Annotated in this window: 21 protein-coding genes; 1 reads left to right on the top strand and 20 read right to left on the bottom strand. The window is 31.8% G+C overall.

What is annotated here, in order from left to right; translation table 11 throughout:
- Positions 1–758: alpha-amylase family glycosyl hydrolase (locus BUB32_RS11390; RefSeq protein ID WP_268807566.1), on the bottom strand; the 758-nt coding region annotated here is incomplete at its 3' end.
- A gap of 740 nt (positions 759–1,498) precedes the next feature.
- On the opposite strand from BUB32_RS11390, the gene BUB32_RS11385 reads away from it, so the two are divergent.
- Positions 1,499–1,834, top strand: coding sequence for a nucleotidyltransferase domain-containing protein (locus BUB32_RS11385; protein ID WP_072969484.1), 336 nt, complete (start codon positions 1,499–1,501; stop codon positions 1,832–1,834).
- Positions 1,835–2,495: 661 nt separating this feature from the next.
- On the opposite strand, the gene BUB32_RS11380 is transcribed toward BUB32_RS11385, so the two are convergent.
- From BUB32_RS11380 to BUB32_RS11290, 19 genes are all read right to left on the bottom strand, one after another.
- A complete protein-coding gene (locus BUB32_RS11380) occupies positions 2,496–3,296 on the bottom strand; it encodes a Cof-type HAD-IIB family hydrolase (protein ID WP_072969483.1) in 801 nt (266 codons plus the stop codon).
- Positions 3,296–4,015 carry a KDGP aldolase gene (locus BUB32_RS11375; RefSeq protein WP_072969482.1) on the bottom strand — a complete coding sequence of 240 codons (720 nt, stop codon included), beginning with the start codon at positions 4,013–4,015 and terminating at the stop codon, positions 3,296–3,298. Before BUB32_RS11375 ends, BUB32_RS11380 begins: the two co-directional genes overlap by 1 nt.
- 13 nt (positions 4,016–4,028) lie before the next feature.
- A complete protein-coding gene (locus tag BUB32_RS11370) occupies positions 4,029–5,129 on the bottom strand; it encodes a DgaE family pyridoxal phosphate-dependent ammonia lyase (RefSeq protein WP_072969481.1) in 1,101 nt (366 codons plus the stop codon).
- 73 nt (positions 5,130–5,202) lie between these two features.
- On the bottom strand, positions 5,203–5,832 hold the full coding sequence (locus tag BUB32_RS11365) for a DUF4310 family protein (RefSeq protein ID WP_234949288.1): 630 nt from the start codon (positions 5,830–5,832) through the stop codon (positions 5,203–5,205).
- A gap of 2 nt (positions 5,833–5,834) precedes the next feature.
- Complete coding sequence (locus BUB32_RS11360; protein WP_072969480.1) at positions 5,835–6,617, bottom strand: DUF4311 domain-containing protein; 783 nt, start codon at positions 6,615–6,617, stop codon at positions 5,835–5,837.
- A 28-nt stretch (positions 6,618–6,645) separates the two neighbouring features.
- On the bottom strand, positions 6,646–6,981 hold the full coding sequence (locus BUB32_RS11355; RefSeq protein ID WP_072969479.1) for a DUF4312 family protein: 336 nt from the start codon (positions 6,979–6,981) through the stop codon (positions 6,646–6,648).
- On the bottom strand, positions 6,974–7,354 hold the full coding sequence (locus tag BUB32_RS11350) for a glycine-rich SFCGS family protein (RefSeq protein ID WP_072969478.1): 381 nt from the start codon (positions 7,352–7,354) through the stop codon (positions 6,974–6,976). Before BUB32_RS11350 ends, BUB32_RS11355 begins: the two co-directional genes overlap by 8 nt.
- Positions 7,347–7,754 carry a PRD domain-containing protein gene (locus tag BUB32_RS11345; protein WP_072969477.1) on the bottom strand — a complete coding sequence of 136 codons (408 nt, stop codon included), beginning with the start codon at positions 7,752–7,754 and terminating at the stop codon, positions 7,347–7,349. The genes BUB32_RS11350 and BUB32_RS11345 overlap by 8 nt, the downstream gene beginning before the upstream one ends.
- Complete coding sequence (locus BUB32_RS11340; protein WP_072969476.1) at positions 7,747–8,883, bottom strand: amidohydrolase/deacetylase family metallohydrolase; 1,137 nt, start codon at positions 8,881–8,883, stop codon at positions 7,747–7,749. The genes BUB32_RS11345 and BUB32_RS11340 overlap by 8 nt, the downstream gene beginning before the upstream one ends.
- Positions 8,884–8,899: 16 nt before the next feature.
- Positions 8,900–10,813, bottom strand: coding sequence for a BglG family transcription antiterminator (locus BUB32_RS11335; RefSeq protein ID WP_072969475.1), 1,914 nt, complete (start codon positions 10,811–10,813; stop codon positions 8,900–8,902).
- Positions 10,814–11,276: 463 nt separating this feature from the next.
- Positions 11,277–12,266: a 4-hydroxythreonine-4-phosphate dehydrogenase PdxA gene (gene pdxA / locus BUB32_RS11330; protein ID WP_200773886.1), complete on the bottom strand. Its 990-nt coding sequence runs from the start codon at positions 12,264–12,266 to the stop codon at positions 11,277–11,279.
- Position 12,267: 1 nt separating this feature from the next.
- Positions 12,268–13,611, bottom strand: coding sequence for a four-carbon acid sugar kinase family protein (locus tag BUB32_RS11325; RefSeq protein ID WP_084727016.1), 1,344 nt, complete (start codon positions 13,609–13,611; stop codon positions 12,268–12,270).
- A gap of 60 nt (positions 13,612–13,671) precedes the next feature.
- Positions 13,672–14,634 (bottom strand): 2-keto-3-deoxygluconate permease, encoded by a 963-nt coding sequence (locus BUB32_RS11320; RefSeq protein WP_072969473.1) that lies wholly within the window; start codon positions 14,632–14,634, stop codon positions 13,672–13,674.
- A 166-nt stretch (positions 14,635–14,800) separates the two neighbouring features.
- The gene (locus BUB32_RS11315) at positions 14,801–16,681 is read right to left on the bottom strand and encodes a sigma 54-interacting transcriptional regulator (RefSeq protein WP_072969472.1); all 1,881 of its coding nucleotides are present in this window, start codon (positions 16,679–16,681) and stop codon (positions 14,801–14,803) included.
- 434 nt (positions 16,682–17,115) lie between these two features.
- A complete protein-coding gene (locus BUB32_RS13170) occupies positions 17,116–17,406 on the bottom strand; it encodes a hypothetical protein (RefSeq protein ID WP_234949287.1) in 291 nt (96 codons plus the stop codon).
- Positions 17,407–17,437: 31 nt separating this feature from the next.
- Positions 17,438–17,983: a 6-phospho-3-hexuloisomerase gene (gene hxlB / locus BUB32_RS11305; RefSeq protein WP_072969471.1), complete on the bottom strand. Its 546-nt coding sequence runs from the start codon at positions 17,981–17,983 to the stop codon at positions 17,438–17,440.
- A 32-nt stretch (positions 17,984–18,015) separates the two neighbouring features.
- On the bottom strand, positions 18,016–18,654 hold the full coding sequence (gene hxlA / locus BUB32_RS11300) for a 3-hexulose-6-phosphate synthase (protein ID WP_072969470.1): 639 nt from the start codon (positions 18,652–18,654) through the stop codon (positions 18,016–18,018).
- Positions 18,655–18,661: 7 nt separating this feature from the next.
- A complete protein-coding gene (locus BUB32_RS11295; RefSeq protein ID WP_072969469.1) occupies positions 18,662–19,615 on the bottom strand; it encodes a sugar kinase in 954 nt (317 codons plus the stop codon).
- Between the two features lie 19 nt (positions 19,616–19,634).
- A complete protein-coding gene (locus tag BUB32_RS11290; RefSeq protein ID WP_143152810.1) occupies positions 19,635–21,767 on the bottom strand; it encodes a hydantoinase/oxoprolinase family protein in 2,133 nt (710 codons plus the stop codon).
- Between the last annotated feature and the right edge of the window lie 270 nt (positions 21,768–22,037).

The following is a 22,037-nucleotide window of genomic DNA, read 5'->3' as shown; positions in this document are numbered from 1 at the left end:
CCATCAATCCCCATGTCTAACCATAGTTTAATTGCCGCTTTTAAATATGAATCAATAGTGCTATTCTGCTGATCTAAATCTGCTAAGTCAAATAAATTACGGTAAATTCCATCTTCATATGATGAAAAATTAGTTCCTCCATAATGATGGAAATATCCATTTGTATCATTGGTATAACCACCAAGTAATACTCCATTGTCATATAATCTACCATTTTCCCCATATGTAGGGTCTGTCTCTGATGCAGGAGATGTATGATTTGGTGCAAAGTCTATTATAACTTTTATATTGTGAGCATGAGCTGTTGCTATGAGATTTTGAAAATCTGTAAAGCTTCCAAAAAAGGGATTTGTCTTTTTGAAGTCTCGTGCCCAGTAACCATGATAGGATGTGCTTCCACCAAAAGTGGAATCTGGTAAAACTGCGTAAATGTTTTCTACGGGTTGAGAAATCCATATAGCTGTAATTCCCATACCAATAAGATAACCATCATTAATTTTGTTAATAATACCCTGCCAATCGCCACCAAAATATTTCTTTAAACTAGTATGGGTAGGGTCATATAAGTCGCCTGTTGGATTATTACTGGGATTCCCATCTAAAAAACGGTCTGTGACTATCTGGTAGATTACATCTGTCGAATAATTGACGACGTTGGAAACCGAAGTATCCGGTGCTGCTGGTACTGATGGAATTGAGCTAAAAAGAAGAGCAATGGTTATTAACAGTATCGACAGCAGTTTAAGCGTTTTCTTCATACACAAACCTCCTTTTTAAATTTAGTACAAGCGCTTGCACTATAAGGATAGTATAAATTTCTCTTTTTGTTTTTTCAAGTACTGTTAAGCTATTTTTTTTGACTTTTAAACGTAATTTTTCTCTTTGTTTTGAAATAATTTAAAATAATTTGCGGTTTTTTATTAAATTTCAAGATAATTTAAAAATATGATATTAATGTAACATTTTAGTAAATTTTATATAATTAAAGCAAATCTATTTTTACTTTAGTATGATATTTTAGGACTCTGCCATAATAAGCGTTTTGTGTGACATACATTTTTTTGTTTTGTTAGCATTTCAAATTGTATATTACAGAAGTTTTCTTTTATAAAGCTAAAATTTTATTTACTCAACTTACTTTTATAAAGAAATTATTAAATTAAGGAACCTAAAATGCTCTTTTTTATTTTCCAAAATAATCGATGTGAATTTTTCATTTTCTCTTTGCTCAAATCAAAAATCCGTTCGAATAAGCACCTCTTAATGCAATGTGCTTTTCTTGTTTACCCCTGCGTCATAGATTATACGCCTGCTCGCCTTTCGTTTTAACTGCCGGGGGCAAACAACAGAAAACTTTAAAAAATTATGCATAGAAGTGTTATAATGTGCATGCTATAATTAATTGTGAAGAAGAATTTTTGAGATCTATAAACAATTAGAATAATTGCAATTTGAGATAACGGATTAAAGGTAAAACCTTCAAATTGAGGTGTTTTCTATGAGCAGAATAGAACAATTAAATCGAGAACTTACAAGAATTGTAGAAGTGCTGATAAAAGAGTATCAACCTGAAAAAATAATATTATTTGGTTCATTAGCGACAAATCAAATAAATGAATGGAGCGATATTGATTTAATAGTTATAAAGGATACTGACAAGTCTTTTTACGAAAGATTAGAGGAAGTTGTTAAACTCGCTAAGCCTACTATTGGCACGAATATTATAGTATATATCCCAAAAGAAATAGAAGAAATAAAAGAAAGTATGTTTTACGTTGAAGAAATATTAAAGAAAGGAAAGGTTATTTATGAAAGAAGCAAAACAATGGCTTGATTTTGCTATGGATGACCTTGGATTTATGTCAATATAATTGGCTTTGCTTTTTTAACTAGCCTGATATGGTAGATAAGAAAAAGTCTTTTCTGACTACGCATTGCCAAAGCTGGTTGAAAGATTAAATGAAGAAAATAAAAAGCTTGTCTCAGAAAGAGACAAAGGAAAGAAAAAGCTCTTAAGGCGGTATGAAGAAATCAAAAAAAGCATAAGTTCAATCGTAGATGTAATAGCAAATCGCTCTCAACTTTGAACGTACTAAATTTTAAATTTTATAGTATTGTATTCTCATAACTTAGTAGAATCTTGACCAAAGTCAAGAGAGAATGAATAAAAAACCAAGAGAGTTTTCTTAATAAATTTTACTTTTTTCATCGTTTTTAAAATGTTTGTGGAAATAATTCCAATAAAACAACATTCCTCATTACCTATGTCCTGGATAACTATTTAAAACTCCAATGTCAGGGGCGACCAAAAGTTGGTGATAACGTATCCTTGACATCAAAATGGCCGGAGGCAATATAATTAAGTTAAACAGTAGAGATGTAAAATATTTGATTCCAAACAGAAGGATTTTACACAAAAATTTGAAGTTGATAACGAAATTTAAAAAGTATACTTTTCCTTAGTATAAATCTTTCTATATCCTTTTAATTCCCCTTTAACTATCGTCTAGAAAAATTTTTTCTAGCATACATGCAACACCTAATTTATCATTTGAGCTGGTAATAAAATCTGCTTTTTCCTTTAATAAAGGAATTGCATTTTCAACTGCAATTCCGACTCCTACAGATTCAACCATCTCAACGTCATTTACTCCATCCCCAAATGCCATAACTTGATTCATTGAAATCCCCAAATAGTTACAAAGTAATTCTACAGCCACAGCTTTAGTTATATTTTTAGAATTAACTTCAAAATTATCATTTTCTATAATAAAGGTAAATTCATCTTTCAAAGGTTTAAACATTTCTAATGCGCTCTTAATGCGTTCGGGAGTATCATATACCACAATTTTTAAGGGATCTTTATCCAAATTAGAAAGTTTACCTTTCCCCACTTCTACAAAAGGAACCTTATGTATTTTTGAAAAAAGATAAGTCTCTTCTATAGCCTCTTGAACATATAAACAATCTTCCGCATAAAATTTTATATAATAATTATTTTCTTCTAAAATTTTAATAATCGGCTTAATTTTCCCTCTTGAAATTGGAAATGTGTAAAGTGGAGGTTGCCCTATACTTGATATATAAGCTCCATTATAGCAAATCACAGGAATTTTAATTCCCAACAATTTTGCAATTGTACAGGTAGAACGAAATGTCCTACCTGTAGCTAATGTAACAAGGATTCCCTTCTTTTGTACTTTCTTTATTGTTGCTATTGTCTTCGGATGAAGATTACTATTTGAATCTAATAAAGTCCCGTCAATATCAATTACCACAAGACGAATATCTCGCATTATTCAACAACCCTTTTTATAATTGTCTTTAACTCTTCCGCATCCTCTATTCTTGTTAAACCAGTTGTTTTATCAATAATTGAAGTATAAACGTGAGGGATAACAATTTGAATACCATTTTTCAAGCAAACTTCTAAAACAGAAGGTAAAGATTTTTTGTCAATTCCACCTGTTGGTTCAAAAATAGTTATACCGTGGTTAATACATGCTTTAACCATTTCCTCTACTTCTGCAAGCCGTTTATCTCCTTCTATTGGGAAAAACTTTACTGAAGGAACACCTATCTCCGCCAACATCGCTGCTGCTAAATCACATGACACCATTTCTAAATATTTTTCACTAGTTGGTCCTGTTGAAATAAATACTTTTCCTAGTATACCAGAAGGTCTAATTAGAGCATTTACTATGGTATGTTCACTTTTAACTGCTTTTAATGCTCCCAACGTATACCCTGCTGCCGTGAAAACTTGATTTACATGTGCGGGCTTAGTGGCAATAGCAACCTCCACTACCTTTTGCCATTGTTGTGGATCACCTGCACCAAGTCCAATGGAAACAGGTATTCCTGCATTTTGAAATTCGAAAACCTTTTTAATCGCTTCTTCTGTAGAATTGAACTCTTTTGTCAAAATCCCAATAAATACTTTTCCTTCTGTTACCTCTACAATTTCTTTAGCATTCTTTAAATTCTTTGCTAATACATTTAATCTAACTTCCATTTTTCACACCTCATTATACTCTTAAAATTTCCTTTATTCGATTAACAATTATTTTTTCTTGCCCTGGAAGCAAAGGACGAGGATCAATACTTATAATGCCTAAATTTGCATAATGATTCCTGGTAAAAATTGCAGGTTCCCCTCTTTCTAATTGTTTTATAATTTCATGCGTTGAAATGTTTAATTTCTCTTCGTCAAATTTTAATTGAGCACGATAAATTGTTCTTCCTGCTTCATCCTGCACAACCGAAGCAGTTATTCCATCGATATTTTGAAACTGATTAACTATCCATTGCACTTGCTGTAATTGTTTTTCAATGTTTTCTACTTTATTTTTATAAATCTCTAATGCAGAAATTAAACCCATAATTTGTTCTTTCCCAACTTTCATTGCCCTCCCAATACCCTTGTACTGCAAACGACAAGCTTCAATTAGTTCTTTTTTTCCACAAATAAAACCTGAAGTAGGACCTTCTATAGCCTTACCGCCACTATATATCACAAGGTCCGCTCCCATTTGAATATATTTCTGTATATCTTCTTCTGCAGCTGCATCTACAATTATTGGTATATTATTTTCTTCACCAATTTCAATTATTTCAGGAAGAGATAACATACCTTTTTGGACTGCATGATGCGACTTTACATAGAAAATTGCAACAGTTTTTTCTGAAATTGCATCTATAATATGATTTTTTTCAACATAGTTTGTCTGTCCTACTTCAACTACTTTACCTCCACCTAATCTAATCATTTGTAGTATAGAAGCTCCAAAATTAATCGAATGCCCTTTTTGAATAATAACCTCATTTCTCAAACCTTCACTATAAGGTAACTGCTCAATGAGAGTTAAATTCTTCCCTGCAATTAAAGCTGCTATAGAAATTGCGATACCAGCAGCCGCACCTACTGTTGGACATGCATCTTCTGCTGTAGTAATCTCAGCAATTATTCTACCTGCTTTTAACATTAATTCTTGAATATCAACGTAATCTTGCGCAGCTTCAAACATTGCTTGTGCCACTTTCGTATCTACAGCACTACCTCCCAAAGCAGTCATTTTACCGCTTGCATTTATAATCTGTTTTAAACCATATTTTTGGTAAATACTCATCACCACAACCTCCATAAAAGCAGGCAGGTTAACCTGCCTGCAAATTATTATTGAATTGGAAAGAAAACTCCCATTAACATCGCTCCAAGTATAGCTCCCCCTTCAATTGGCTTTTGTACGCATAAAAAACTGCAGCTCCAATAATAGACCCTAAACCTACTGGAATAGAAGCCATGACAGCAGAAATTACAATCAAAGGCCCTAAATATCGTCCAGCAGCATTTCCTGCTCCCATCATAATATCTGCTCCAAATGTAGAGTCTATCTTATCAACTGTAAATTTTCGAATAGAAATTATTACAACTCCAATTATAGCTCCAAGAATAGCACCCGTTAGTAAGGCTAAAGGAAACGATTCAAGCGGGGCTGTAAAGCCTGCTCCAAGCATCAACGCTGGTATTCCAATTCCTACTCCTGTTTGTAAAGAACCCCCAATATCTAAAATTCCTACCAATGGACCTTCTATAACACGTGCGAATAAAAAAGCTCCTCCAAAGGCAGCTGCAGCACCAAAACCGCCTCCCTTAAGTCCAGCTTCTAGTAAAGCAACAACAGCCAAGTCATTGAATGCCCCAACATGATATGTGTAATATAAATGAGTTCCACCAAAAATACCAGAAGCAAGAGCCATAACAAATACAATAAACCCCAACTCTGAATACCAGAAACCAAGCTTTTTATCTTCTATTTTTATATCTTCCATTTTTATTTCACCACCATTCCAAAAAATTTATGGAGATTAATTAACCATTGAGGTATTCCAATATTCATGCTTTTCAGTAATGCTACATCGAAACCACGGAAAAATCCACTTAATACAAACAGAAGAATAACAGCAGTTACTAAAGTTTTTGTAATTTTATTCCATCCGGAGTCATCTACACCCTTTCCTATTAAAATTCCCAAAACAATACCTGGTACAGCATTCCCCATTATCAAATGTGCTAATCCGCCTAAAATTGTTCCCCAAATACCTGTCCGTTTTCCTGCATCAAGTGCTGCCAACCAGAATATGATGGGCATAACAGGATTGATTAGCCAATTGGCGGCCGGTACTAAAACTTTTGTCGCAACATTTTGTAACGATTGTGGAACTGCCGCTGCTGTTGAATTTAAAAGAGGTATTAATATCACTCCTACGATAGCACCAGCTACTGCCATTTTTTTAGGATCGTGTAAAGTTTCTTTCACGTTTCTGTTTTTTGTTAAAAGTAATGCCGCAGCCCAGTTTGGAATAATTCTATGTTCAACATCTTGTGTTAATGCACCAGCTCCTATGACTGTTGCCCATGAGTTAAATAAAAATCCCAAGCCAAAAGAAAAATGCGAAATTGGATCACCTTGACAAGCATTTAATTCTCCTAATGTTCGAAATGCTCCCATCGCCTGAACTGTAGGAGCATGAAACATTCTTGCAGCACCTGCTCCCACTCCAAAGCCTACCAAAGCCCCAATAATTATTGATTTTAAGATTATCAGGATAGTCATCCCAAACACTCCCTTCTATTCTTTTACTCTAAATTTTTAAAAATTGTTTTAGTAAAGTAGGCGTATCATCTATTTCTTCAAATTTTATTTGCGAAATTTCTATCACTCCTACCCTCACTGTTATCATAGCTTTAACCTTATACAAATTACGCTTTCGCGGGAAAAACAGCCCTAAAAATCTTTCAGTAAATACGACCTTCTTTGCCTCTACAACCTCAATATCTTTTGGTTCAATTCTAATTATTAAATCTTTAATCTCATATGAAAGTTTATTCCTTATTTGTGAAAACATCTTATTAAATACTTCTTCAATAGTTTCACCTTTTTCTTCAAATCTTAATGTACGATCAAACTCTTTATACATCTTTATTCTCTCTCTTAATTAATTTTATATATTCTTCTGTTAATCTCCTGCCAAGTTCCTCAATGTCCATAAAGCCGAAACCAAGGACTCTTTTACCTTCTCTTAACGCAGTAATACCTGCTTCAATAGAACGAAGTCCATACTCTACTGGATAGCCATATTTTGTTTGAGCAGTTAAAGCACCAGCCCCTCCACTTCCGCAAAAAGCAATTCCAAAATCAGCATTTTCCTTATTCATTACATCACCAACTTTCATATCTGCGCCTACACCTGGAATTACAATTGCAATTCCACCTGCTTCTTCAACACCTTTTGCCACTTTTTGTCCTTTCCCGAGTCGGTCACCAATTACCACCTTCACTTTATCATGCATTATTTTTTCCTCCTACACATTTAATTTTAGACGCTTCAAAATGAACCGCTAATAAAAATATTTCTGTTTCGTCTAATTCTTTTAATTCTTTCTTAAACCTTTGCACATATTTTTGCAAAACTTCAATACTCAATTTTTTTACCTCTGGTGAAATTTCATTCCATAACCCTGATTCAACAGGTGGTAATTTTTCATTTGTTTCTAATCTCCTAATAAAAGCCAATAAATGATATCCTATTAACGCCAATCGATTAAACGAAAAAGAAAATTTATCATCTTTTTCATTTAATTTAACTAATCTTAATAACTCAAATAGTTCCTCTCTCTCTTTTTCTGTTATCTTTTCTTTCTTAGAAATCTCTTCTATTACTTCTTTTAGTATTTCCTTAACTTCATCCATTGCACTTCAAAACCTTTCCAGATTTGATTGTATATAATGGTAACAAGAACTTCTCTGCAACTATTTCTTCACCTTCAGAATCAACAAGCTTAATAGGAGATTGGTTCCATTTTAAAATGGAAATATCTGCTATGTTTCCTTCTTTAATACTGCCAATCTCTTGTTCCATACGAAGTACCTTAGCTGGCATACTTGTAGTAGCTTTTATTACTTCTTCTAAAGAATATCCTAAGGCAATGAATTTAGTCATCGTAGTAACTAAACTATAAACAGGCCCAGTTATATTAGCCAGATAAATATCTGTGCTAATAGTATGAGGAGCAATTCCTAAATCTATAGCACGTTTCATTACCTTAAAGCTAAAGCTCGAAGTACCATGCCCTACATCAAATAGAACCCCTCTTTTTAAAGCATTCTCTGCTTCTAATATTAACTTTCCATCCTCATCTAATATCCCTCCTTTCTTTCCGTGGAAAGCGTGAGTAACTACATCGCCTGCTTCTAATAAACTTAAAATATCCTTAAGATCTGGTGGTGGATTGCCAATATGGACCATAAGAGGAAGCTTAACTTTTTGAGCAGATTTTTTAGCAATTTCAAGTGGTTTGATTCCATTGTTTTTTACAACTGAAGAACTCATCCTAACTTTTATCCCACGAATTACTTGACTATGCTCTTTAATTACTTCTTCTAGTTTTTCTAATTCTATGTTTTTTAGATCAGCTAATTCTGAAAGCCCTTCACATAACCCAGGACTAGCAACATTAATCCATAGTAAAACACGAGTAATATTTTTTTTAACTACTTCATCAATAAAAGAGTTAATACAACTAGCTCCTGTACTTCCGGCATCTACTACAGTTGTAACTCCTTGATTAACTCCAACATGATCTGCAGAAATTCCCAATACGGTTTTAATTGGAAATACATGTACATGAAGGTCAATTAATCCCGGTACTACTATGCAATCGGAAACATCTAACACGTTCTTTGTAGAATATTCCGAAAAAGTATTAGGCTGGTAAATACCTAAAATTTTCCCCTTATCTATGGCTATATCAAACTTGCCTTTCATTTTATTACCAGGATCTATTACATAACCGTTTTTAACAAGTAAATCAATCTTCATTTACTATTTTCTCCTTTCATTTAAAATATTGCAAAATAGCTATTATTTCGCTTTCTGGAATATTAATTTCATTTTCCTTTAATATTTTCTCTAGTCGTTCACGCGTTTCAGAAGAATAATTAAATTTATCATTGTAATCCGTATATTCAAAATCATAAAATGAATTAAAAGCAATTCTACCAGCTAAAAGTAAAATATGGAGTTTTAAACCTTCTGCTCGTTCTTCAGTAAGATTATCCTTAAATTCTTGAATAATTTTTTGGTTTAATACATACCCTTTAAAAATAATATTTTGTACAAATTGTTCAGCAATTACTGATTCAAAATAATTTTCTCCCTCAACCGAGGACCAAAACAACTCTGTTGAGGAATTTTTTTGTAATTTATTAATTATTTTACGAATCCGTAGTATATCATCTTCTGTAAGTATATTATGAACTTTTATAAAAGGAATGGTTATATCTTCTATCGGAACTACACTAATAATCAAGTCTGGCTTTTTTAATTCTATCTGTCTTTTTAAAGTAAATATTGAACTTGTTCCAATGATTTTTAATTCAGGAATTTCATTTTCAAGCATCGTTTTTAGTAATTGAGCTGTCCCTCTGCCTGTATTGCACACAATTAATGCTTTAAATAAATAGTTTTTTTTCTGTCTCTCATAAGCAGCTTGAAAATGCAATACAATATAGGCTAAATCAGCATCCGTGAAATAAATATCCTCCTCCTTAAATATCTCATAGACACATTCTTTAATCAAGTGAAACATAGTAGGAAAAGAGCTAATAACTACACTTAGTATAGGATTAGGGTCTATAATACCAAATCTAAATTTCACAACTTTATCTTTTAGATGAACCAATAGTGCATTTAATAATTGATCATCTTTTTCGAAGTTAATTTTCGTTTTTATTGTCATCCTTTTAATTAACTCTATTGTTTTTTCATATACATTAACTTCTTTATGCTCGGAATTTTTTATATCATCCAATAGAGGCTGTACTATTTCTATCGTAGGAAGACTTATATATATGAGTTCAGATTCGGCAAAAATAAAATTCAAAAAAGGAGGCCCATTTAATATTTCTTTAAAAATTTGATATAATTTTTGCATTTTTAATTGCTGAATATTAATCGTTGTCATAAAATCTAAATTTTCATTTTTCTTCCTTTTTAAACGTTGAATTGTAATTATAAGACGAATAAATATATTAATGATTATTCTATCGGAAAGCATTATTTCCAACTCATTTTCTATTCTGGAAATAATCAAACGTATCTTAGAAAAAGCATATTCCAGTTCTTGTTCAGATAAAAAAGACACACTTTGGATCAATAAAAATTTTTCTTCCTTTCCAAATCCTTCCTTAATTACATTCATAATAATTTTGTTCATTTCTTTTTCTTCCATAGTACTCTGAACAAGATATTCTAGAGCAAGCCTCCGATAAAACTCAGAACCTCTTATTCTTATCCCTTGCCGAGTCCTTTCAATCACAAGATGCCTTTGTTTTAAATCTTTTTCTATTATCTTTAAATCTCTCACAATTGTATTTCGACTAACTTCAAACTTTTCAGCTAAATCGCTAATTTTGTAAAATGAATCATCCACTAACAATTCTAATGTAAGCCGTCTAATTCTTTCTGGGCGCTCAAAAAAACCATATAATTCCTCATTTAAACTTAAATCTCTTTTTAACTCATTACTAACTCGAATATTTTTATCTCTTTCATCTATCCATATTCCTACATTGGGTTTTGAATAAAGATTAATATCATACTTTTTTAACCGATCTCTGAGTAAATCAAGGTCATATTTTACTGTACGTTCACTTACTTGAAACTCACGCGCAATATCTTTAATCCGCAGGGGTTTTGATGACTCTAATAACATACTAAAAATTTTATTTGCACGGCCAGGAAGTAACAAATCATTTCCCCTCCTAACCTTTTCTGTTTGTAATTAATTATACGTAAACTTTAATTAGTTAACAAGAATCATTTCTTTCATTAACAATAGTGCAATTTTTGAAACTCGTTATATTCTTATTTGGATCGTCTTTGATTACCTTCTCCATTTACCTAATAGTAATCAGTACTTGCTATCAAAGACATTATATCCTCTAATTTTTATGAATTATATACAAAAAAATTAGTCTTGTCTGCATGCTTATACTTAATAGGGCAAATAATTTAGAAAATTTTCATAAAATTTATACTATACCTTTCATAGCTTTATTTCATCAACTTTTAATAAAACTATTTTTATCATCATAATTACTTAACTTCTATAGTATTCGGAATTCAAATAACAAAAAGCTTGCCCATAATATATTAAAAGACAAGCTTTTTATAAGTAAAATTTTATATCGTTACATTTAAATCTTTAAAAATCATTTAGGTATCAATTCAGCCGCTTGACGTATAGCTTCTTTCATACTTTTTTCATCTGCAATTCCTTTCCCTGCAATATCAAATGCCGTACCATGGTCAACACTTGTTCTAATAAAAGGAAGCCCTACAGTAATATTCACCCCCGTCTCAAATCCTAAAACTTTTATAGGAATGTGCCCTTGGTCATGATACATAGCCACAACAATATCAAATTCACCACGAATAGTTCTAAAAAATACTGTATCTGCAGGTAAGGGGCCTGTCACTTTGATGTTTTCTGTTTGTGCTTTCTGAATAGCGGGAACAATTTTTTCCTCTTCTTCTCCATATCCGAATAATCCATTTTCCCCTGCGTGAGGATTTATTCCACAAACTGCTATTCTTGGATTAGAATAACCTGCCTTTTTCAATGTGTTATATGCTAGTTTTATAACTGTATATACCCTTTCAGGATTAATCATTTTTACAGCATCTACTAATCCAACATGCGTTGTCACATGAATAACTTTTAACCTTGGCGCACTCAACATCATTGCAAAATCTGTTGTATTCGTAAGTTTTGCTAAAATCTCTGTTTGACCAGGATACATATAACCAGCTTTATGTAATGCTTCTTTGTTAAGAGGTGCTGTACTTATTGCATCAATTTTTTTGTCTTTCGCAAGTTCAATTGCTTTTTTAAGATATTTAAAGGCAGCATCACCTGCTTTTTCTGATAATCGTCCATATGGTAAATCTATTGGAAGTAAATTTAGATCTATGCAATTAACTACTCCAAATTTGAATTCTGCTTCTTCGACGTTTTGAATTGCCTTGATAAGAAGTCCCGTCTTTAGAAAAGATTCTGCACGTTGTAGCATTTTTGCATCACCAATTACAACTGGTTTACTAATTTCGTAAATTTGGGGGTCACTTAGCGCTTTCATTATTATCTCTGGTCCTACGCCGGCTGCATCTCCCATTGTAATTCCAATCAGTGGTTTTACCATATTAATTTTCTCCTTTCAAAAAACGGATTATATTAATAAAAGTCTCTTCTGTTCCGAAAGCACCTGCTTTTGTGATTGTTAATAAATTTCTAAAACCTATAAGTTTGCCTATTGGAATACCAGTTTCTAATTCTTTAATTAACTTTATACCTCTTGCACCAAGATATTTACATACAGCTTTTGCTGTATCACCACCTGTTAAAATTACACAACCTAATTGAACTTCATTTATAACTCGGTTTGAAATATAACCAAGCGCATCTACTATCCGATGAGAGACTTCTTCTGATGAAATTTTGAGTAGTTCTCCCACTTCTTTTGTTTTTTGAACTATTTCAGGCGATGAATCAACAAAAAATGCTACATCTTTATTCCTTTTTAATGCTTTTATAATTTCATCATAGCAACGATCAATTTCTTCTTTATTTTCTTCTTCATTTAAAATTTTTAATGGATTCATTTCAATACCAATTATATTTGGTTGCGCAATAAGTAATGAAATTTGTTGCCTTGTTATTTTTGAAATACTACCTGACACGACTAAAATAGGATTTTCAGTAAAAACCAAATTCTCATCAGAAATTATAGTTGAAGAGAAAAAAGAAATTTTATTTGCTAACAAATTAGCCAATCCTGCAGAACCAACCCATAAAATTCTATAATTGGTTGTAGTAAGATAATCTAGTATAATTTCTAAATCATCGTCTGTTTCAGAATCAACTACAATTAGCTGAACATTTTTCTTTAATAGTTCAACAATTTTACTTTTTATATCATTCTCTCCAGAACGAATTGTATTTATAGTTATTAAACCAGATTTTCTTTTTGTTTGGTAAGATAATAGAGATAAAATGTTTGACTCTTTCACAGGACTTTTCGGATCCTTTGAAATCTCTGTTTGATCAATTGGTTTTCCATATAAAAAGTGTTTTCCTTCAACAGTAGTTCTTCCCATTTGCGGAAAAGCCGGTGCTATAACAGCAAAATCAAAATCAAAAACATCCATGATTGCATCAATTTCAATTCCTAAGTTCCCTCTAAGTGTAGAATCTATTTTTTTATAAATCTGAGTATATCCTATATTTTTTAATTTTTGAGATGTTTCCTTTACTTTTTGATACGCTTCAAATGGTGAAATAGCACGGCTGTCGGTATCAATAACAATTATATCAGTATCTTTTGAATCTTCATATAAGTTATCAATATCAAATATAACAGAGGTCTTTAAACCTTTTTTCGCAAATTGAACACCTGTATCAGAAGCACCAGTAAGATCATCTGCGATAATTGCTATTTTATCCATAATTTTACCACTCCCTGTTGGAATTTTTACATTTACACCCATTTTATGTAACCTCTCAAGTTAAAGAAACTTGAGAGGTTACATAACTAATTGCATAATAAACTAGAGCATTTTATTGTTTAATATACCAACTCGTTTTGCCCACCAAGAAGTTACAATAGGTACCAAAATTGCCGTTACTACTACAGAAGAGGCTACTATAGCTGTAGCAGCAGGAGCTACGGGTGCATAAACGGAATTAGCTGCTGCTACTATAGCTGGTACTGCCGCAGCATTCCCAGCAGTTGATGCTGCAGCTAAACCTGCTATTCCATTGCCTCCTGTTAAAACATCGGCAGCAAATAATGCTATTCCAGTAACGATAACTACTGCTATGCCTACTAAAATACCAACCAATCCGGCTTTCCAAACATTTAATAAATTTAGTCCAGCTCCAAGTGCAAAAGCAAAAAATGGTATTAATACAGGTACTGCTCTTCCTAAAAATTCTCGAAGGTCTTTATCTAAATTTCCTAAAATCATACCTATTATAAGGGGCAAAATTGCTCCTACTAGCATTTGCCAAGGAAAAGCCGACAGACCTACAACTCCGAGTGTTACCATCGTAAAGAATGGACCAGATTCCAAACTCATGATAGAATAAGCAGCTACATCTTCTTTTTTACCAAACTGTCCCATTAAAGCCATGTATAAGCCACCGTTTGTATCATTCATAGAAGCTACAATTGCAAGCACAGAAAGACCCGCAAATAGTCCTGAATCAATCATCCCTTCTTTCAGAAATCTGGCAGCTATAAAACCAACAAGAGCAGCTATCGTTATTTTTGTTATCCATAGGGCTCCGCCTTTTTTGAGTATATAAGGGGTAGATTTAAAATCAATTGTAGCACCCATGCATACATAAAAAACTGCTAAAATAGGCAAAGCACCAGTTAATAAAGCACCTGTAAACGATCCGAATGTTTTTGCAGCATTTGGGAAAAGAGTATTAATGATTGCACCTAAAAAGAGAGGGATGATCATCATACCTCCGGGAACACGTTCCATAGATGCTTTAATCTTCATTTAAACTCCTCCTTTTACAAATATCTAATTTCACTAAAGAAACAAAGCAAATATTATGCCAACCGAAAAATGCATTATTTTCAATATTATCTCTCTTTCATTTTTTATTTTTGCAACACTTATATAAAGCAAAATAAGCATATTGATGCATATTGCAACAATATGCTTATTTTCTTTTTAATTTTCTCCACAAAGTGCTTCTATTTATACCAAGTATTTTAGCAGCTTTAGTTAAATTTCCATTACATTTACTAACTATGTTATCTATATAAATAGTCTCAATTTCTTTTAAACTCATAAGCGATGATAGTAGATCAGCGTGTTTGTGCGCTCTGTTGTATTCTGTTTCTTCAATTTTTACGTCTTTCAATTCAATTGTATTTCCTGTACTTAAAATTACAGCTCTTTCAATTATTCCTTTTAATTCTCGTACATTGCCCTTATAATAATACTCATTTAAATATTCGATAGCAATATCATCTATATCTTCTATATTTTTACCATATTTCTGAGAATATTTTTTGGCAAAATATCTTGCAAGTAAAATTATATCTTCTTGTCTCTGATTTAGGTCCGGAATATTTAATGTTAGTATATTTATTCTATAATACAGGTCTTCTCTAAATTTGCCTTCATCAACAATTTTCTTAATGTTTTTGTTTGTTGCGGAAATTATCCTAACATTAACAGGTATTACTTTATCGTCGCCAATCCTCATCACTTCTCCTTCTTCTATTACTCTTAAAAGCCTTGCTTGATACTCAAGGGGAATTTCACCAATTTCATCGAGAAAAATAGTTCCCCCGTGAGCCAACTCAAACAATCCAGGTTTACCATTTTTACGAGCCCCAGTAAAAGCTCCTTCCGCATATCCGAATAATTCACTCTCGAGTAGATTTGGAGGTATAGCCGCACAATTTATTGCTACAAACGGACCACTTGCTCTATTACTTGAATTATGAATACTTTGAGCAAAAAGTTCTTTACCTACTCCAGATTTACCAAGAATTAGCACAGGAGAATCAACAAGCGCATATTTTTTTGCTCTCCCAATACATTCTTCCATTTGAGTACTTTTATATAAGATATCTTTGAAGGTATATTTTGCTATAAAACCTTTTTTTGTTAATTCATATCTTATCTTTTTTTCTAATTCCTGAATTTGTGTTACATCTTGAAATGTTGCTACAACACCTTCTACTTTATTGTCTACGATTATTGGTACTCTATTTGTAACTATTTTTTGATTTTTTATATCTTGCAACTCACCTATTTCAGCATAACCACTTTTTAAGACTTCCAACATTCTGGTATTTGGTATAATTTCCTCTACCCTTTTTCCTAATACATCTTTAGCTGCTAAATTAAATATTTTTTCAGCCATTGTATTAAATGTTGTTATATACCCTTCTTTATCAATTGAGATAATTCCATCATGTACAAAGTCCATTATTATCCTTATTTTTTCACTTTTCATTTTTTCTAACGTCGATACTTCCAAAATTCTTTGTGCTTCTTGAATAGCATCTATTATTGCTTCTTTACCTGATGTTATAAAATAGCTTTTATACCCATACTTTTTTGCGCTTTTATGTCCTATGGCATCTCCTACAATAACAGTAGCCCCTTTTTTAATTAATTCCAATACTAATTCTGGAGCTCTTTTTTCCGAATCAAAAACCACTTTTTCAACATTAAGTTTTAATAACTCTGCAATCGTTTCACTTCTATCAACAATATTTTCATAACCAGCTATACCAATCTTACCTTTGTAATCTATTAAATCTTTGAACGCTCTTAGTATATCAAATGAGCTAATTTTAATTTCAACAACAGGAATATTTACTTCTTCTTTTATCATTTTATATGTACCACCACGAGATATAATAATTTGGGCCCCATTCTTGACACATTCTTTTGCAACCTCTACACCTTCACTTAAATCTCCCATTAGTATGTCAACATTAGTAAATTTATTCTCATTAACAACTTTTTTTGCTACTTCAGCTAAATCTTCAAAAGGTGCAATTAAAACTATATCTTTCATAAAGATCCTCCTTTTATAATTCTAGAAAATTCTCAAAAGAAATATTTTTTGTTATTCTTTATTGCTTGTAGTTAATTATAAATTCTATATAGTAATAATACAAGCATAAGTTATATAAAAAGTATCTTCTAAAGTTTCTTAATAAATAAAAAGCACCCTTATAATCGAAAAAGGATGCTTTTTTATTTTTATTTACCATATATCATAAAATTCTTTCACAAAAGCATGAGCTGCTATTTCACTAAAAGCTTTCAATTTTACCTTAACTTTAAAAAAACTTAATGTGGTATAAGTTTTTATTTTTTCATTTGTTAATCCAATATAATTAATCTCTAAATAATGAAAATATTCATGGCACAAAAATAATTTTACAACTTTGCTATAATTGCGCCAATCTGAAAATTTCTCAGGTATCGATGGAATAAATATTTCTTTTATTGGCTTTTCATAAAAATAATTTTATTTTTCTCCTTGTTATATTCGCTAAAAACTATATAATTAGAGATATAATCATTTTTACTGATTTCAATAATAATATTTTCTTGCAAAATCAAATTTATTATGTCATTTATCTTCAACTTTTTGGCTTCTTTAATTCCTCTTTCCCAAACCATATTTAATGCTTTGTCACTTTCATTGTGCGAAAACATTTTATTGTTATAACTACTAAATTTTAATTCCTGTTCTATTAATTGTTGTTTATCTAAAAAAACAGATGGTATCATTTATGTTCCTCGCTTTACTTGATTTATATACTTACTCTAAATTCAAGTGTTGCTTAAGTGCCATTTCATTTGTAATATTATTTTTCATACTTAAAATCAGACATAAACCATCTAAAACTATATGAACACTTTGATCAAATAATGAACTTAAAAGCTGAACAGATTTTTTTTCTCCTGTATCATATTTAGTTGTAGCTGGTACAATAAGTACCTCATCTGAAATCTTTGCTAATGGTGAATCAGCTTTACTTGTTACAGATAAAACTTTGCAATTCAGTCCTTTTGCCACTTTTGCATTCTCTACTACAAATTTTGTACTTCCTGACCCAGAAATTGCAAAAAATATGTCACCATCTTGTAAAGATGGTGTTACAGTCTCTCCAATAACATACACCTCATATCCTAAATGTTTAAGTCTCATAGCAAAAGCTTTGCCCATTAATCCCGATCTACCTTCACCATCAACAAAAATTCGCTTATTCATGTCAAAATAATTAGATATTTCCTTCATCTGATTTTCATCAACCTCACTAACTACAGATTCTATTTCTCTTAAAATTGTAACTAAAATTCCCATTCTGATCCTCTCTTTTCTAATAATTTGTTAGTTTATTTTTTTATATTCTGCATTAAAGAATAAAATTCCTTCGCTGCTTTTTGCATATCAAAAGCTTTCGTAATGGCAGAACCAATTATAACAATTTCTGGTTTTATTATTCTGGTTTTATTTAATTTATTTAGTAACTCTATATTTATTCCCCCCGCAATCGCTAAATGAGGTAACTCACTAATATATAGCTTCATTTTCTGAAAATAACTTTCAAAGTCCTTTTCAATTTCATCTTTAGCAATATGAATACAAAATATAGCTTCTTTAAATTTCTTCAAATTTGTAATACGGCTCTCATTTGTTTCCATTAAATCTATCATAATAGATTTTTTGTATTTTTGTGCCACATCATAACACAAAGAAATAGTATTCAATGGAGTAACCCCCATTACCGTTGCTATATCTGCCCCTGCACTATAAGCAGTTTTAAATTCATACTCTCCTTCATCCATAGTTTTTAAATCCGCCAATATTAGCTTATCAGGAAATTGTTTTCTCATTTTTCCTACAGAACTTATTCCATAATCTTTTATAAGTGAAGTTCCAACTTCTATTATATCAATATAATCATATACCTTTTCAACTATTTTTATAGCACTTTCTATATTTATCCTATCTAATGCAAGTTGTATTTTCATAAAATTCTCACCCTTCTCTTATACTATGAGTCATTATGAACTTTTCTAGATTCTTTCTATTGGGTAATCCATCATTATCGCCTGGAAACATTATAACTCGCGCTCCAATAGCATTACCTCTTTTTACAGCTTCACGCAATGATAAATTTTCTAATAAGCCACTTATAACTCCAACGGCAAATCCATCACCAGCCCCTACAGTATCCACTATTTGTTCAACTTTAAATCCACTCACTGTATATTCTTCAGTAGGAGTTTTAACAAAAGCCCCTTTTTCTCCTGTTTTAATTATTACGATTTTCGTCCCCTTTTCTAAATAAAATGAAGCTATATCATTTAGTTCATTATAACCTGTAAGAATTTTCCTCTCTTCATATCCGGGTAAAACTATATCGCATCTAAAAGCAATATCATTTAATATACTCCTCATTTCCTCTTCGCTTTTCCATAATTGCTTACGAATATTAGGGTCAAACGAAATAAGTATATTCTTTGTTTTAGCTTTCTCAACAATGTTATATATGGTTTTTCTGAAACTTAAAGATAAAGCAGGAGGAATGCCAGTCAAATGAATGTGATTTACATCATCAAAATTAATTTCTTTTAAATCATTTTCCTGTATGTGAGAAGCAGCAGACCATTTCCTAAAGTATACAACTTCAGGGTCTCCAATACGTGTTTTAGATTTAAGTTGAAAACCTGTTGGATATTCATTATCAAATTTTATATAAGAAACATCAATATTTTCATTTACTAAAAATTTATATATATATTTGCCAAAAGGGTCATCTCCAAGATGTGTTATATAACTCACTTTATGACCGAGTCTTGCAAGTCCTATTGCAACATTAACTTCTGATCCTGCCAAAGCCTTGGTAAAATTATATACTTCCTCTAAAGGTCCCTCTTCGTTTGCTATAAACATAACCATTGGTTCTCCAATAGTAATTATCCTTCCCATTTATATCACTCCTCAATTTTTACATATCATTTTTAGCTCCTACAATAATAATTTCTTCTTTTTCATCAAGCAAATCAATTTCCGTTGCAACTACTTTTATTAATTGATCTTTGCTGTTCATACCAGAATAATCAATTAAACGCCCTCCTATACATATATAAATATCAGGATATAATATCGTGTCGCTCTTATATAAACTTGCGCTATCCCATACCTCATTTAAATTTTCGTAAAATGTAGTTTTGTTAGACTTTTTAACAACTCCATCTCCCCTTTGAACTTTGATAAATCCCTTTTTATCTATAATTCTTACTTGTTTTTTACCTTTATCATTGTTTTTATCAGAAAAAACAAATAATCCGGAAGTTTTTGCTTCTAAATTAACATCGTCTATTTCAACATTCATAGATTTTGCCGCAATATCTTTTGCTTCTTCTTCAGTACACTCTTTTAACAAATCTGTAGTTTTTACTTCAGTGGATCCTAATGCAATAGCTGTAACTTTTTGAGTTTGCGAATCTATTTCAATAAAAACTTCTACACTTTCTGGAACAGCTCCACTATTTATTGCTGCCTGTTTTGCTTCATTTTTAATAGCCGCTATGTCTTCTTTAGAAGGATTAGGAATTACTCGTTCTACTACATCTCGTACCATCGCCAAAGCTACTCCTATTGATGAAATTACCTCTGCATTTTCTGGTATTTTATATTCTAACTTCATTTTATTGGAAACATATGGAATTAGAGCCGCAGCACCACCTCCAACTCCTACTAAAATTAATTGATCTTTTTCAAGCTTATATCTTAACGCAAGTTCTTCTATAACAGGTAATATTTTTTGTGATGATTTTTCTAAAATTTGCTTCGCAGTTTCTTCTACAGAAAGTCCTAATATCTTTGCCAATGGTTCAATTGCTTTATAACTTGATGTATAATTTCCATATGCAAAATGTTCAGGTTTTACAAGTCCTAATACATTTGCAGCGCACGTATTAGTTATTGCTATTCTCTTCCCATTTTTTAATTTTACTGCAACATAATCTGCAGGATCCCCTTCTCTTGGACTAAAAAATTCTATTTCTGGATCTTCAATCTCCTCCTCTGGAGTAAAAGCTGCATAAGGCAATCCTGCTATATGAGCACTTCTTGGCCCAACATCTACAATTTTATTTTTAGAAACCCTAACCATACTTCCTCCTGCCACACCTAAAACACGAACATCTAAAGAATTTATATAAGTTCTATGCCCACCAACAATAGCATAATCAATCGCTGGTCTTCCATTTTTTATAACACCAATATTAGTACTCGTCCCTCCGACTTCAAAATATATACCATTAGATGCCCGTAAATACATTAAAGCTCCTATAACACTTGCAGCAGGTCCAGACAGCATAGTCAACACCGGTCTCTTTTTCATTTCATTTATATCCATTACTCCACCATCACCGCGCATTATCATTAAAGGTACTTTTATTCCAGCTTTTTTTACACTTTCTTCTGTACTATTCGCTGTATCAAGCATCTTGGGTAAAATACTTGCATTTATAGCTGCAGTCCTCGTCCTTATTGTTAACCCATACAATTTACTAATATCTGACGCTACAGTAGCCGGTACACCCATTTCTAAAGCAACCTGTTGAACCATTTTTTCTTCTTTAATACTATCAACTCCAAAAGCTTTACTTGCAACAATTACTTTAGCACCCATTTTTAATAATTCAGTTATTGCTTGAACAATATTTTCACGGGAAAGGTTTTTTGATTTTTCATACGTATGATAAATTTTTATAAATTTGCCTGTTACTAGTGGAATGTCTCCAATATTTGTTTGTCGTTTAGCCAAAAAGCCTTCAATTCCTCCACCGCCTATTCCCAAAATCCCTACAGATGATACATCTCCTTCCAACAATGCATTGGTAGCTTGAGTTGTGCTATGAGCTATGAAAATAACATTTTCAGGATTAATATTGTTTTCTGTTAAGCATTTCTGGAAAGCTTGTATTACTCCCGCAGAAACTCCCATAGGATGAGAATGAGTAGTCATTACAGAAGCTTTGCCTATTATTTCATGGGTTTCATTATCAAGCGCTACAGCTTTTGTATGCGTCCCTCCAACATCAATTCCCATTCGTATCATTCTTTCTCTCAACTTGCAACACTCCTTTAAAAATTGTATCATATGGCTACAGCTTTTCGAATAATTTCAAAAGGCTGTAGCCATAGTATTTATTTAAACATATTAACTGCAATGATTTCATTTATAATTACCCCAAGCCAAGCCCATACAACACCCGTTTTTAAGAAATCCTTTATGCTTAATTTCGTATAGTTTATCGCCCATAAGTTCCATGATTGAGTAGTAGTACCGCAAAATCTGGTACCTCCCTTTTTTTAAGGTCTAGATAGCTTAAATAAAAAA

This window comes from Thermoanaerobacter uzonensis DSM 18761, assembly GCF_900129115.1.
Classification (GTDB): Bacteria; Bacillota; Thermoanaerobacteria; order Thermoanaerobacterales; family Thermoanaerobacteraceae; genus Thermoanaerobacter; species Thermoanaerobacter uzonensis.
Note: the sequence above shows the minus strand (reverse complement) of the source record. Positions and strands in the feature narration are given on the sequence as shown.

Coding starts and splice junctions, on each gene's coding strand:
- BUB32_RS11385 (WP_072969484.1), top strand. CDS start 1,499: ATGAGCAGAATAGAACAATTAAATCGAGAACTTACAAGAATTGTAGAA.
- BUB32_RS11380 (WP_072969483.1), bottom strand. CDS start 3,296: ATGCGAGATATTCGTCTTGTGGTAATTGATATTGACGGGACTTTATTA.
- BUB32_RS11375 (WP_072969482.1), bottom strand. CDS start 4,015: ATGGAAGTTAGATTAAATGTATTAGCAAAGAATTTAAAGAATGCTAAA.
- BUB32_RS11370 (WP_072969481.1), bottom strand. CDS start 5,129: ATGAGTATTTACCAAAAATATGGTTTAAAACAGATTATAAATGCAAGC.
- BUB32_RS11365 (WP_234949288.1), bottom strand. CDS start 5,832: ATGGAAGATATAAAAATAGAAGATAAAAAGCTTGGTTTCTGGTATTCA.
- BUB32_RS11360 (WP_072969480.1), bottom strand. CDS start 6,617: ATGACTATCCTGATAATCTTAAAATCAATAATTATTGGGGCTTTGGTA.
- BUB32_RS11355 (WP_072969479.1), bottom strand. CDS start 6,981: ATGTATAAAGAGTTTGATCGTACATTAAGATTTGAAGAAAAAGGTGAA.
- BUB32_RS11350 (WP_072969478.1), bottom strand. CDS start 7,354: ATGCATGATAAAGTGAAGGTGGTAATTGGTGACCGACTCGGGAAAGGA.
- BUB32_RS11345 (WP_072969477.1), bottom strand. CDS start 7,754: ATGGATGAAGTTAAGGAAATACTAAAAGAAGTAATAGAAGAGATTTCT.
- BUB32_RS11340 (WP_072969476.1), bottom strand. CDS start 8,883: ATGAAGATTGATTTACTTGTTAAAAACGGTTATGTAATAGATCCTGGT.
- pdxA (WP_200773886.1), bottom strand. CDS start 12,266: ATGGTAAAACCACTGATTGGAATTACAATGGGAGATGCAGCCGGCGTA.
- BUB32_RS11325 (WP_084727016.1), bottom strand. CDS start 13,611: ATGGGTGTAAATGTAAAAATTCCAACAGGGAGTGGTAAAATTATGGAT.
- BUB32_RS11320 (WP_072969473.1), bottom strand. CDS start 14,634: ATGAAGATTAAAGCATCTATGGAACGTGTTCCCGGAGGTATGATGATC.
- BUB32_RS11315 (WP_072969472.1), bottom strand. CDS start 16,681: ATGAAAGATATAGTTTTAATTGCACCTTTTGAAGATTTAGCTGAAGTA.
- BUB32_RS13170 (WP_234949287.1), bottom strand. CDS start 17,406: ATGATACCATCTGTTTTTTTAGATAAACAACAATTAATAGAACAGGAA.
- hxlB (WP_072969471.1), bottom strand. CDS start 17,983: ATGGGAATTTTAGTTACAATTTTAAGAGAAATAGAATCTGTAGTTAGT.
- hxlA (WP_072969470.1), bottom strand. CDS start 18,654: ATGAAAATACAACTTGCATTAGATAGGATAAATATAGAAAGTGCTATA.
- BUB32_RS11295 (WP_072969469.1), bottom strand. CDS start 19,615: ATGGGAAGGATAATTACTATTGGAGAACCAATGGTTATGTTTATAGCA.